General features: G+C 38.7%; 9 protein-coding genes. All 9 read right to left on the bottom strand.

Annotated elements, in window-relative coordinates; all coding sequences use genetic code 11:
• Window positions 1–195: 195 nt before the first annotated feature.
• Entirely contained in the window at window positions 196–1,857 is a 1,662-nt protein-coding gene (locus Bovatus_RS02860) for an IS1182-like element ISBf3 family transposase (protein WP_004300475.1), read from the bottom strand.
• A 154-nt stretch (window positions 1,858–2,011) separates the two neighbouring features.
• Window positions 2,012–4,285: a GH92 family glycosyl hydrolase gene (locus tag Bovatus_RS02855; RefSeq protein ID WP_004300474.1), complete on the bottom strand. Its 2,274-nt coding sequence runs from the start codon at window positions 4,283–4,285 to the stop codon at window positions 2,012–2,014.
• Between the two features lie 7 nt (window positions 4,286–4,292).
• On the bottom strand, window positions 4,293–5,261 hold the full coding sequence (locus Bovatus_RS02850; RefSeq protein WP_004318517.1) for a 1,4-beta-mannosyl-N-acetylglucosamine phosphorylase: 969 nt from the start codon (window positions 5,259–5,261) through the stop codon (window positions 4,293–4,295).
• 16 nt (window positions 5,262–5,277) lie between these two features.
• Window positions 5,278–6,606: an MFS transporter gene (locus Bovatus_RS02845; protein WP_004300472.1), complete on the bottom strand. Its 1,329-nt coding sequence runs from the start codon at window positions 6,604–6,606 to the stop codon at window positions 5,278–5,280.
• A gap of 98 nt (window positions 6,607–6,704) precedes the next feature.
• Window positions 6,705–8,906 (bottom strand): DUF4838 domain-containing protein, encoded by a 2,202-nt coding sequence (locus Bovatus_RS02840; RefSeq protein ID WP_081015842.1) that lies wholly within the window; start codon window positions 8,904–8,906, stop codon window positions 6,705–6,707.
• Between the two features lie 164 nt (window positions 8,907–9,070).
• Window positions 9,071–10,036, bottom strand: coding sequence for a BT_3987 domain-containing protein (locus tag Bovatus_RS02835; protein ID WP_004300470.1), 966 nt, complete (start codon window positions 10,034–10,036; stop codon window positions 9,071–9,073).
• A 23-nt stretch (window positions 10,037–10,059) separates the two neighbouring features.
• Entirely contained in the window at window positions 10,060–11,271 is a 1,212-nt protein-coding gene (locus Bovatus_RS02830; protein WP_004300469.1) for a DUF1735 and LamG domain-containing protein, read from the bottom strand.
• 22 nt (window positions 11,272–11,293) lie between these two features.
• Entirely contained in the window at window positions 11,294–12,358 is a 1,065-nt protein-coding gene (locus tag Bovatus_RS02825; RefSeq protein ID WP_004300468.1) for a glycoside hydrolase family 18, read from the bottom strand.
• Between the two features lie 32 nt (window positions 12,359–12,390).
• Window positions 12,391–13,968 carry a SusD/RagB family nutrient-binding outer membrane lipoprotein gene (locus Bovatus_RS02820; protein WP_004300467.1) on the bottom strand — a complete coding sequence of 526 codons (1,578 nt, stop codon included), beginning with the start codon at window positions 13,966–13,968 and terminating at the stop codon, window positions 12,391–12,393.
• Window positions 13,969–13,984: the final 16 nt, after the last annotated feature.

The raw sequence follows: 13,984 nt of genomic DNA, 5'->3' as shown, positions 1-13,984 counted from the left end.
ATAAAAGTAAGATAGTGACGGTATCCAAGACAAATAGTGACGCTATCTTGGTCCGATACCGTCACTATCCCGGGCATATACCGTCACTATTTTCGAAGAAGTAATAACAGAAGTAAATGTAAAAAAATGGAGGTTGTGTCAAAACGTTGGCACAACCTCTTTTATATTTTACAGTTCTGCTATATTTTCTTTTGGCTATGCTGCTTTTTCCTCATGCATTTGGCAACAAGTTGCTATATTCCAATTATATCGGGTTATAAATAGTCCCATAAACATATATTTGGCAACTGTAATGAGCCCCTTTCCTTCTTTTATCAGTTTAGCACACATTTTTTTGATATTAAAAGCTATAGCAAAGAAAGCAAAGTCCATTGTAACCTTGTCTTCTCCCACATGCCGGAATCTTCTGTATGCCATGTTGTATTTCATTTGTCCAAACACAGCCTCTGGTTCTATACACCTCCTGCCTCTATGCTTGATACCTTCTTCTGAGAGCAACCTTTCCCGTGCCTGCCGTTTGTATTGATTTAATCGGTGGTTGACTTCTATAATACGGTTCCCCCGAGCTTTAAAACAACTGCCACGCAAAGGGCAACCTTCGCATCTTTTTGCTTTATACCGGGCACTTTCGATGATGTATCCGCTCGCTGTCTTGTCACGTTTGGTTCCTATACGGTTCATGTGCTGTCCCATAGGACAAACGTAATAATCCTCTTGGGCATTGTTATGGAGACTTTCGGCATGGAATGGGTTGGGAGTATAACGAGGACGCTGTTCTTTATGGAAGTAATTGTACTTGATGAAGGCTTCTATCCCATTCTCCTGCATGAACCGGTAATTTTCTTCCGAACCGTAACCGGAGTCTGCCACACAGATATTCGGTAAACGGTTATAGCGGTACTGGAAAGAGTGGAAAAAAGGTATGAGGGTCAGTGTATCGGTAGGGTTGGGAAACAGACGGAAGTCTGTGATGAATTGGTTTTCAGTACCTATTTGCAGATTATATCCGGGTTTGGTCTGCCCGTTCTTCATGGCATCTTCTTTCATGCGCATGAATGTGGCACCAGGATCGGTCTTGGAATAGGAGTTACGTTCTCCAAGGGTATCAAGGTGATTGTCGTATTCTATCAGCTTGTCACGATACCCTTCAAGTTCCATGACCTGCTTCTTCTTTTTGCGCAGGGCTTTCTTTTCTTCCTTATCCTTTGTTGCAGGCTGGCGTTCCAGGGCTTCTTTAAGTTCATCCACTATGTCAGAGAGCCTGCAGGGAGTAAACTCCACGGATGTGTCTTTTATAGAGTTCTCCTGTGCAATGGCTTCATCCACCTGTTCCAAGAGAATACGGATTTTATCCATTAGTCTCGTACGGTTCCGTTCGACTGTCTTGCGCCAGACAAAAGTATATTTGTTGGCTTTGGATTCAATCTTGGTGCCGTCGATATACTCCACATCAAGGCTGATGAAACCTTTATCGGCAAGGACAAGAACCAACTGGGTAAATACATTATTTATTTCCTCCTTTACACGGTTACGAAAACGGTTGATCGTGATAAAATCCGGATGCTCATTACCGGCAAGCCAAATATAATGAATGTCACGAAGGAGGTGCTTCTCTATTTTACGGCAAGAATAGATATTATTCATGTAGGCGTAGATTATCACCTTAAGCATCATTTTAGGATGATAAGGACAACGGCCCGTTTCCTTATAAAGCTTCTTGAAACTCTCAAGATTGAGATTGTCAATAACAGCATTCACGATGCGGACCGGGTCGGTCGCAACTATGTTTTCATCAATTCTTTGTGGAAAAAGAACGGTTTGGTTGGGAATGTAAGGACGAAAATGTAACTTTGCCATAACGAAAAACTTTATACCTAAAGATACGAAAACTTTGGGTAATAACAAAGCCCGGGCTTGAGAAAGTCTGGGCTTTGCGCATAAAAAAAGGCTGTGTCAGCGTTTTGACACAACCTCTGTCAACCCAAAAACGATACCTATGAAACACTGTGTGTTATTTCAAATCAAACTTTAAATATTTGCCGTGAACAAGTTCATCATGTGTGATATGATATTTATTGAACTTCTTGCCATCCAATAGTACCTTATCAATATATAAAGTTCCTGGTTGAGTACGATTGGTTTCAATCACCAATTCGTTCTCTTTATACCATTTCGGATCTAACCGGATCGTTACCTTATTAAAGACCGGAGTCGTCAATGTATATTCGGGCAGTCCGGGACAATCCGGATAAAAACCGATCATATTGAAAATAGCCCAGGAAGACATCGTTCCCGTATCATCATTTCCTGGAATACCATCAGGTTTTGTTGTAAAGTACTTATCTAATAAACGCTGCGTCTCTTTCTGTGTACGCCATTCTTCACCTTTAAAGTATGAGAATAAATGAGCATAAGCAATATCCGGTTCATTTGCCGGGTCGTAAAGTCCTTCATCAAAAACCATTTGTAGTTTATCGATAAAAGGTTTCTTTCCACCCATTAATTTCGCCAAGCCATATACATCATGTGGTACATAGAACGTATAATTCCAGGAATTACCTTCATGAAAACCGGGATTCGGTTCAAAGTTCTCTCCTTGTCTCGGATTAAACGGGCTATAAAACGTCCCATCGGGGAGAATCGGACGGAAAGTACCAAATCCTTTACTATAATAATGTTTGTATCCTAAAGAACGTTTATAGAACATCTCCGCATCTTTCTTTTTACCTAAAGCATCTGCAAAACGAGACAGTGCAAAATCAGCAATATAATATTCCAATGCATGAGAGACGGAATTGTCATACTGTTCACGAAGGGGTACATATCCTTTAGACATATAATCATCATTATCAGGACGCATCAAGTTTTCTGCCCCCGGTAATGTAGCAGATTTGTACATTGCCTCATAAGCCAAATCAACATCAAAGTCACGCAAACCTTTCATCCAGGTATCTACAATTACCGGAATACTCGGATCACCTTCCATTGTCAATGTTTCTCTGCCATATAATTCCCACTTAGGCAACCATCCATGTTCACGATACATATCAAGCATTGTACGTACCATTTCCATCTGACGTTCCGGATAAACCAAGGTTAGCAATTGATGAACATTACGGTAAGTATCCCAAAGAGAAAATACGGTATAGCGATCACCTTTGGTTGTCAGGATCTTATCACTTTCCATGGCCGGATATTCTCCGTTCACATCCTGCAAAATATTAGGATGAATCAGCAAATGATAAAGCGCTGTATAAAACACAGTCTTTTGGGCATCTGTACCACCTTCCACTGTTATGCGTGACAAGTCATCATTCCATTTGGAACGTGCTTCCGCATGGATCTTCTCAAAATCCTTTCCAGCCTGTTCACGATCCAGATTCAAACGGGCATTTTCTACGCTTACAAAAGAAACTCCCATTTGCACTTCTACCTGTTCACCTTCTTCTGTATCGAAGGAGAAATAAGTACCAATGTCATCTCCTGCTATTTCTTTTCCGTAACGAGTATAAAGTTTATACTTTCCCTGATCCTTATCCCATTCAGCCTCAACACCCATCATCGGACGTTGTTTCTTCCAATACCCTGTTGCAGAAGGATTCTTCTTAACCCGCAATACAAAGTAAATGGGGAATACAGCTTGAGGATTATAACAAAATGTACCAAGTAGTTTGACTCCTTCCACTTCACAATCGCTTACACGACGAAGCATAGCGCCACTCTCATTCGTTAATCCCTCCCCCAGATTCAGCAGGATATGGCTTTTCCCTTTCGGGAAAGTAAATCGGGCAATACCGCTACGCGGAGTAGCCGAAACTTCTGTTTTTACATTATATTTAGTCAGATAATTAGAATAATAGCCCGGTGAGGCCTGTTCATCCTTATACTTACTACCATATTCTTTATAATCCACATTCAGTTCTCCGGTAGTAGGCATCAATAATAAAGAACCTAATTCCGGACAACCGACTCCACTCAAATTCACATGAGCATATCCGGTAAAGAAACAATTTGTATATTCATAAGGCGTAGACCACCATCGGGCATCTTTATCGTATGTGTTTTCGGAAGATCCCATCACATTGAAAGGAACCACAGACATCATACCATTGGGGCAAATCGCTCCGGGATTAGTCGTTCCGAAATTTGTAGTTCCGATAAAAGGATCCACATAATCTATCAAAAGACTTTTATCCGTATTTTTAAGGGGAGGGCTCCCCCCTTCCCCCGCATAGGCGGAAAGAAGGGAAAAAGCAAGTGTGTAAGTTAATATAATACGTTTCATATCTTTATTAAATGATACTCGTTCGTTTCGTAAAATCGATAATCTCTTTTATATATCCGAAGGCCATACCTACCACAGTATCTGCCGCACCATAATAAACAGCAACACGTTCACCATCTTGCAAAGCAGCACAGGGGAATACTACATTAGGAACGTCACCCTGAAGTTCGTAAGGAGCAGCCGGCCCAATCAGATATTCACGTGTACGGTAAAGAACTTTTTCCGGATGATCTTTATCCAATATGGCAGCTCCCATAGCGTAACGGAAACCATTACAAGTAGTGATTACACCGTGATAGAACAGCAACCAGCCTTCATCTGTAAGGAAAGGAACTGAACCTGCACCAATCTTTGTACACTGCCAAGCGCTTTCCGGGAAAGGAGTCACTTTCATTACACAGCGGTGTTCACCCCAATATTTCATATCCGGGCTATAGCTGATGTATATATCGCCAAACGGAGTATGTCCATTATCACTGGGACGACTCAACATCGCATACTTGCCATCGATCTTCTGCGGAAAAAGTACACCATTACGATTGAAAGGCAAGAAAGCATTTTCGCACTGGAAAAACTCCTTAAAGTCAAAAGTATAGGCAATACCAATCGTAGGGCCATGATAACCATTACACCAAGTCACCCAATAGCGGTCTTCAATCCATGTAACACGAGGGTCGTATTTATATTCCGACTCGATCATTTCCGTGTTACCTGCTTTAAACTGAATAGGTTCATGATTGATATCCCAATGAATTCCGTCCTTACTAAAACCTGCAAAGATATTCATCTGTACAGCTTTGTTATCACAACGGAATACGCCTGCAAAACCATCCTCAAAAGGAACAACTGCACTATTGAAAATACTATTAGATGAAGGAATATGATAACGTCCGATAACTGGATTTTGTGAGTAACGCCACATAACGTCCGTACATCCGACAGGACGATCTTCCCAAGGAATTTGAATTTTATTCATAATCGTTGATTTTATATTATTTATTTTTTGAGTCATCATACGTGAAAGGTATGAAATAAGTAATCAGAAAAGCTGGAATAGTTGCAATTAACACATAGATAAAGAAATTACGATATCCTAATAAGTCACTAAGATAACCACTAACCATTCCCGGAAACATCACTCCCAGATTCATGATTCCTGAAGCAAATGCGTAATGTGACATTTGATGTTTGCCTGGAGCAATCTGTTGCATCATAAACAACGTCAGTCCGACAAAACCAAAGCCATAACCAAAATATTCCATTGTTATACAAGTTCCGATCAGATATACATTAGTAGGCTGTGCAACTGCCAAAAAAGTATAGGCTACAAACGGAAGATTAAAAATACAGCAGAGAGTAAATAGTGTCTTTTTCAATCCGAACTTAGAGACATAAATACCTGCCAACAATGAGCCTAAAACGAAAGCAGCGGAACCAAAGATACCATTTAGCGTGCCGATCTCTGTCAACGACAGCCCTAAGCCGCCTACATCCCTTGACGCACGTAAAAACAGCGGAGCTATTTTCATGATAAAGCCTTCTGCCAAACGATATAAAATAATAAAACAGATGTAATAAAGAATATGCTTTTTAGTAAAGAAGTTAGCAATGACTGCTACCAATTCGTGCCCAACCTCCGATGCAGTTTTCTTCGTTGTTGACGGAATCTGTGTAGAAGGAAGCATTTTTATATGATAAATACCGATCAGTACCATTATTGCCGCAATTACGCCGAAAATAATCATCCATGCAGATGAATACGCTCCTTTGTTAGCATCTATCGAAGCACCTTCTATTGCTCCGAAATGCTCTGCCAATGCTCCTGCCATAGCAACTAATCCTCCATTAGCAACCAATTTGGCTACATTATAAAAAGCACCCTGCACTCCGATATATTTTGCCTGATCTTCTTTGTTCAATTCAGCCATATATACACCATCACAAGCAATATCGTGCGTTGCTCCACTAAAGGCAATCACTGCCATTGTAGAGATACTTATGGCGAAAAAGTAATCGAAAAACAAAGAAAAGGCTACTACTCCAAACAATACACCACTCAATAATTCTGTAATCAATACGAAGAATTTTTTCGTACGATACATTTCAAGAAAAGGACTCCACAAAAATTTCAGTGTCCAAGGCATCATAATCAGAGAAGTCCAGAATGCAATTTGCGTATCCGAAATTCCAAGATCCTTAAACATGAAAACAGAAACCAAATTAATAGCAATAAAGGGAAGTCCCATTGCAAAATAAGCAGTAGGTACCCAGCAAGCCGGGTTAATAGTTTTTCGTTGAGAAGCAGTTTTATTCTGTTGCATAAATCATAGTATATAGATGAAAAAAAACATTTTTCTGACCCATCTATATATAATACAACTAAAAGGGGGAAACTACTAACGTCTCCCCCCTACTTTTTTTATTTTATTATCACTTCGTCTATAAAGAACCACGAAGGATGACCTACACCATAATGCCAAGTCGGACATTCTTTCGTTCCAGTGACTTCTACTTTCACATAACGAGTTTTTATCGGTTCGGCTGATTCAGCCTTGACTCCACGGAATTCTACCTCACCGGTACGTTCTTCCGGTAAATCAATCGTTTTCCAATGTGTATAATGCTCACCGTCTTCAGCATATGAATAAACCACCTTTAGAGGAAAAAGAATCCAGGCCCCTATTTGATGAAGAAAATCTGTTTCCACACTTTGTATCTCTTTTGTTTCGCCCAAATCTATAACAAATGCACCATCGGTTCCTTCCCAACCAATCCAGCTATCAACAAAGGTTGCTCCACCAAACAAACCGTCAACCAATGCGTTCTTTCCTAATGCCGCATATTTTCCGGTAGGAGGAATTAGATAAGTAACTTTTGCACCCAAAGCTAAACTTCTTTCTTTCTGCGGCATGTAACGTTCGCGATACAATTTGCAATAGTCTACCGGTGAATTGGAACGCTCATTCAATGTAGGAACTTGAAACTCTTTCACGCGTTCCTCAAAAAGGTCTAACTTCTTATTAATATCTACCAAATCTTTTTCTGTCTCTGTTCGTGCAATCTCCAGTTCTGAATACTGAATTGGCAGACGTGCCCGTTGAACTCGTTTTAAGAAATCGGGTTCTGCTGCAACAGCCTTTTCAGCCAAATCAAATAAATGATTATAACGACGCATCAAAGCAGGCTTTAACATGCCATATTTATGTGATACAGGTGAATCATATATCCACAACCTCTGTCCACTACCAATTAATGCGCCTTCCATTATCTTTATGTACTGATAAAGATATGGCGCTGCTTCCCCATAATATCCATGCAGAAAATGTTGCATCAATGAGTCTACATTAACTTCTGGATTCCACATTAACTTTGACACTAAATAAGCGCGAAGTTCTGCAAAATCTCCTCCCCTGCTCCCTGCTATTTGAGAGAAATGCATGGTGGCATGATTCTTTTTGAAAAGACGGATATTGTCCTGTAAAATATGGAAATTAGGAAATGGAGCCAGATAATTATCAAAGTTAATACCGTAATCCCACACGAAAATATTATTGGTAATCTTAGACCATCCTTCCATGGCTTTCACAAACTCTTTTCCCGAAGCATTCTCCGTCAAAGTTACTTCACGGTCACAGTCAATATCACATAACATAATATTCACATTCGGCAAAGGTTTCACATGTTTCGGAGGATTCATCGTATATAGATAAGCCAATGTGGAAAATTCTTTATCCGGAAAACGGGCAGCCAACTTATTCAGAAAAGTGATGATACTTCCTGATAATGCTCCTTCATAATCATCAATTGCCTTACAAGCATCACACGTACAATTTGTATAATTACCATCATTCTGACTTACAGACATGATATGTTTATCTGGATTTGCTTTGAAAATAGAATCAACACGTTGAGCAACAATCTCAAAAACCTCCGGATTACTCAAACACCACTGGCTGGCCTTTCCCGGGTGGCGTTTTCCTTTAAAGTAAGAATAATATTCCGGATGTTCTTTCCCATAAATGGATGAAGGCAGAAGCTTATCAAAAGTATGCACCCAATAACCGGCAGCAAACACTTCATTCGGTTCCTCTAAACGATTCCACCACTTATAAATAGAGTCTGTATGGATAGCATAACATTGTGTCTGACGGTAACGAAAGCCCGGATTCTCGACTTTATTAATTAAGGGTAAGTTCACTGTTTTTGAAGGGGTAAGAGAATATTCATTCTCTCCCCAATAATCGATACCCAAATATTGCTCTAATAAAGTAACAACCCCATATACAACACCGTTTTCTTTACCAGATATTTTTAGAATACCATCTTGAGTAGAAATAGAGAATCCATCCTCTGTTACTTCCGCTGGAGATTGACCACCAATGAGAATATCTCCTTTTCGAGGAGTTTGACTTATAACAACAGGCAGCTTACAACTGGTTACTTTTTGAATAAATGTTTGTAACAAATTTGCAGCTGTCCACGATATTTGATTATTCTCTTTCAAAATGATCCTAGAACTTGTATTCCCATTAGTTACTAACATAGTTTGAGAGAGAGACGGAAACGCCATACTAATTCCCATAAACCATAAACAGAACCGTAGAATAATAGATAATTTCATGTTTTTCTTGCTATTAAAAGTTATTATATAATAGTAATACAATCAATATGATACTATTAAACAATCAATCTTTTTCTTTTTTCATTTATTAACTTATATAGTAAGTCCCACTTTATCCGAAAAAACGAAAAAGCGGGACTTAAAAATTTTCAATAACCTATTAATTATTTCGCATATAGGTCAAATTCCGTAAGGCTGACCGTATTGGGACCTTGTTTCACATAATACTTTAAATAACGCGTTTCAACGGCTTTCGAAAACTTAATATATTGTGTGCCACTCTTTGAAATAGTTACAGCACCAATAGATTTCCATTTTGCTCCATCACTCGAAGTAAATACTTCTACTGCAGTCGGTGAATAACTACTAGCATAACACTTATTTCTTATTCCTGTTAATGTCTGCACCTTACCTATATCCACAGTTAACCAATATTCTGCTCCTCCATCACGAGCTACATCAGAATTTGTTCCATCAATTAGATTTTTAGCATCTCCACGAGTCGTCGGGGCAACTTTTACAGTCCAGCCAGAACGATCGGCAATCAAAGTACCTTCAGCCGGTTGCCCGGACTCTACATTGACATGAATATTTTGAATTTTCAGATAAACTACTCCTCTGTTAGAGCTAAGTGCATCTAAGTTATTACCTTCTATAGAAGATATGGTAACTGGCAACAAATATCCCCCTTCTGTAGTCAACGATCCTACATTTAATAGCTCTATTTTTATAGAATCTCCAGATACACTTTCTCCATTTTCAATAGTAACAGTTTTATTGGTGAAAGAATAATTTTCAGCAGGTAATATGTTATATTCCGTATCATTAGCTTTATTGTAAGCACTTACTAGATTATCATCACTATCGGCTGTTATTTTCACATCTTTCGATAATCTCTCCGTGGCACATGCAACAAACCGATAATTAGGTTGTAACTCATTTACGACCACTGAATTATCTTTCAAAATCACTGACAACGATGCTTCATAAGAATCTACCGGAAAAACTTTCGTAGAAAGATAAAACTTAGAATTCATAGTAACTTCGTCATCATCGTCACAAGAGATGCACAGTGGTGATGCCATTAATGACATCACTACTGTTTTCCATATTATATTTTTCAATCTCATAATTACATCATTTGAATATTATATTATTTACCATCTGATCTAATGCCATCTACCCATCTGACAACTCCCTTAGGTGCCGTGGCTTTATTTCCATGACCAGTTGCATCTTTAAATTCGGTTCCTGACCCTTCATTCAATTTCCAATAAGCCTCCAAGCCATCTGTACCCGGATTTATCGCAAACATATTATTCTGAATCTGCGATTGTGAAATAGCAGTAGTCCAAAAACGTACTTCGCTAACTATAGCATCTGTAACCATCCAATCACCATTGCATATACCAAAGCTATTCTTAACAAGACGCAAAGGTTTTCTTGGAAGATCTAATGTTGCATCAATATTTCCATTTACATAAATAGTCAATTTCACTCCATCACAAACAAATGCTAAATGATACCATTGATTATTTTTAAACTTAGTAGCAGCATTTACTTGAGTACCTTGTGTTTTTATCTGCAAAATATTACCAGGAATCGGGCCATCACCAAAACGGATATAAATTTCACCATCTTCTGCGATACCATTACCTGGACCTGCAGAAAATATTGCTTGATTCTGATAGCTAGGAGGACCAGGATAACCAACTCCAGGAGTCACCCCATCCCCAAGTTCGCTCATATTAATACGCATTTCAAGTGACCATTGAGTTACTGTATAATCCTGACGCATTTCCATAGTAATTGGTTTTGTACCCGTCAACACTGGTGCAGAGGTTATAATAACCTGATCCATGATATAAATCATCACATCTGCACCTTCCAAAGTTTGTTGCCCACCTGATACAGCAGTAATAGCAACCGGTAGTGCAAATTTATCACCAGAATCAAGCATTTCCTTTGTCAACGGATCAATTGATACTTTAACAGTAGGAGCCACTAATTCTCCTTTTTTTATAACCACTGTCTTTTGATCAAAAGAATATGAACCTTCCGGCATAGATTTATAGTTCGTACCACTTTTTGTATTATATACTTCCAACGATTTCGGACTTAGTCCCAAAGTAACTTCTATATCTTTTGTTGCAATTTGTCCCGACCGAGGAGTCACAGTGACAACACTACCCTCTTCAGCTACTGTTACTTTTTTAGATTCATAAGACAAACTACTGGATTCAGCTAAATAAATTCTACTGCCGATAGTATCATACTTTGCATCTTCACAACTTGCTATAATTGCACAAAGCAATATGGCAAAGGCGAACATTATTGTATTTTTATTTTTTACCAGATATCTCATAATTATTATATCTTTAAATTTATTATTTTACCGGTGGATTCATAATGCGGATAGCATTACGCAAATAAGGATAAGATTCTTCTGTACCATCAATTGTATATTCATACTCCATATGATAAGTTCCGACCCCTCCTTTTACACATTTTTTCCCGTCAATAATAGGCGTCCAACGTGCCATACCTTCCAAAGACTTCATTTTATTTCCATATCGATCTGTGAAATCAGCACCACCAGACAAAGCCCATTTTTCAAAATTTTCAGTTACAATATATTTCTTAGCAACTTCTTCTGCAGTCAAATGCCCATCGAAGTTTCTTATTGTAGAGTTTAAACGGCTATCCAAATTGTCACGTCCAGTATTATCTCCTGGAGAATCATAAGCCTGCACTATAAAATAATTAAAATAAGGACCTGACTCCGATACAATACTTTGTGGCTCACCGTCAATTACTAATAGCCTGTCTGTACCCGATTTTGGTCCGATTCTTTCTCCCAAGGTCTGAATGAACAACAACATATTCTCATCACTTCCACTCATGTTACCTCGATGACCAAAATTAGGCTCATAGTCAATATCAAAGCCATCATATCCATATTTATCAATACTATCACATATTGCATGGGCATATTTCTTTATAGCTTCTTCCTTATTCTCATTCCATCCCCAGAATTCCAGATAATTATCTTTATATTCCTCGGGAGTCAATTGGTCACCGATATTTTGAACAATAAAACACATCAAAGCTTTAGTCCCTTTTACATTTTGTACATAACGCAAATCTTTTGTTTGCGCTTCTGTCAAATTTCTCCAGTTACCCCAAATAGAAACAAAATCCACACTATCAGGAAGTCCGGCTAAACATTTTTCTAAAGTAGCTCCATTTCCGGTCCAATTACCAAACCATCCGAAAGCAACCGGATGATCTGTTTTCTTATAAGCGCGAAGCTGGGCATAGTATTCTTCCGGAAGTGACGACTGAGTCATATCTTCCTGGAATTTTGGTTCCATGTCTGTCCAATCATCACACGCTGTATTCGCAACCGTTATGCCAAATAACAACATTATAAAATAGAATATCTTTCTCATACTATTTATATTAATATAGATTATACTATTATTCACTTATCCCTACGCTGCCACCAAACCTTAGTCTGATAATTATCAGCACCACCCAATTTACTTACAGCAGCATTTACATTAGCAGCATTACGAATATATTCCGATGGTGGGAACGGAATACGATTAGCTGAAGGAAGATTGGTTACATTCCCATTCAATAACGGGAAAAAACGCGGATACCCAGTACGACGATACTCACTCCATGCTTCTTGTCCCAAAGGCCACATTGCAATCCATTTTTGGGTTATTAATCTTTCCAGTTTTTCTTCCTCACCAGCATTATCTTTCCATTTGATAGTTATAGAGCTAATAGCACTTTCATTCCCCTTATTCTCATTAGGATCTACATAATCAGCCTGAGTACTTGATTCATCATTCAGGTATTGGTCAATACCATCCGATACTCCCCATTGTGCAAAAGAAAGTCTGATAGCTGATTCATACAAATCTTTCACCGTTTCTCCTTTTACATCCCATCCTAACATTGCCGCTTCAGCTTTATTAAAAGCTGTTTCAGCTGCACTCATCCATAAAGTACGATCCATCTCTCCAACATTTATTCTAGAGAAAGTCGGTCCGGTAATATCATTACCATAAGACAAACCTGCGCGCATACCCACATAATCATCATCTCCTTTATCGCTCGTTTTCTTTTTAAAATATTTCGACATACGCGGATCGTTATACCCTTTCATATAGGACGTAATATCCGCAGAGACACATTGATCGGGCCATTGTACCAATACCGTATACAATTGATTTTTAGTACCTAAAGAAGTTGCGTTATCTTCATTGGAAGTAATTACCCCTATAGAGTGGTTAATAGCTTCCTCCGCCATCTGTCTGGCATATTCACGATCTGCAAAACGAATACGAATGGCCATACGTAGTTTCAGTGAATTTGCAAATTTCACCCATTTCTCAAAGTCACCGTCATAAACTTTATCATACTTAGCCATCGTTCTGTTGTTTGGATTTTCGGTCACATAAACAGTCATTACATTAATTGCATCAGTCAGATCAGTAAACATAGCATGATATGCTTCCTCCATTGTATCGTAAGGAGCCGAAAGTTTATCACTTGAAATTTGGGAATAAGGAAGTGCCCCATACATATCAAGCATACGATGCATTGTCGCAATTCTCAAAATCTGTGCCCATGCAAAGTTAACTCCTGTTCCTTGGGTTACATTCTTTATTTTATTCCATGCACCATACGTCAATACCATTACATTATCATCTGCAAACTGCCAGTTTAACCAGTTCTCGGGTGCGTTATATGTAGCAAAATTTGCCCCTTTAAACTTATCTGTTGCCATTACTTGATAACGTCCATAGCAGTCACCAATCAAGGATTCATTGGTATTATAAATGTTTTCAGTAGCTATGGGATATGCATAATCACATAAAGTCAAGAAGAAAGCATTGGCAGCAAATCCATCTCGTCCAAGTTCTTCTTCCGAAACTTTTCCCAACGGATCATTCAAGCTATTATCCATGCATCCTTGTAACATTGGAGTTCCAACAAGCATACAGCCTGCAATAGAAATCTGCGTTATGAATTTATATATTTTCATTTGGTTATTCTTTTAT

The organism is Bacteroides ovatus, assembly GCF_001314995.1.
GTDB lineage: Bacteria > Bacteroidota > Bacteroidia > Bacteroidales > Bacteroidaceae > Bacteroides > Bacteroides ovatus.
This window is presented reverse-complemented; position numbering and strand designations above follow the sequence as displayed.

What these genes read in the sequence shown, in the direction of transcription:
- Bovatus_RS02860 (WP_004300475.1), bottom strand. Translation starts at nt 1,857, where the DNA reads ATGGCAAAGTTACATTTTCGTCCTTACATTCCCAACCAAACCGTTCTT.
- Bovatus_RS02855 (WP_004300474.1), bottom strand. Translation starts at nt 4,285, where the DNA reads ATGAAACGTATTATATTAACTTACACACTTGCTTTTTCCCTTCTTTCC.
- Bovatus_RS02850 (WP_004318517.1), bottom strand. Translation starts at nt 5,261, where the DNA reads ATGAATAAAATTCAAATTCCTTGGGAAGATCGTCCTGTCGGATGTACG.
- Bovatus_RS02845 (WP_004300472.1), bottom strand. Translation starts at nt 6,606, where the DNA reads ATGCAACAGAATAAAACTGCTTCTCAACGAAAAACTATTAACCCGGCT.
- Bovatus_RS02840 (WP_081015842.1), bottom strand. Translation starts at nt 8,906, where the DNA reads ATGAAATTATCTATTATTCTACGGTTCTGTTTATGGTTTATGGGAATT.
- Bovatus_RS02835 (WP_004300470.1), bottom strand. Translation starts at nt 10,036, where the DNA reads ATGAGATTGAAAAATATAATATGGAAAACAGTAGTGATGTCATTAATG.
- Bovatus_RS02830 (WP_004300469.1), bottom strand. Translation starts at nt 11,271, where the DNA reads ATGAGATATCTGGTAAAAAATAAAAATACAATAATGTTCGCCTTTGCC.
- Bovatus_RS02825 (WP_004300468.1), bottom strand. Translation starts at nt 12,358, where the DNA reads ATGAGAAAGATATTCTATTTTATAATGTTGTTATTTGGCATAACGGTT.
- Bovatus_RS02820 (WP_004300467.1), bottom strand. Translation starts at nt 13,968, where the DNA reads ATGAAAATATATAAATTCATAACGCAGATTTCTATTGCAGGCTGTATG.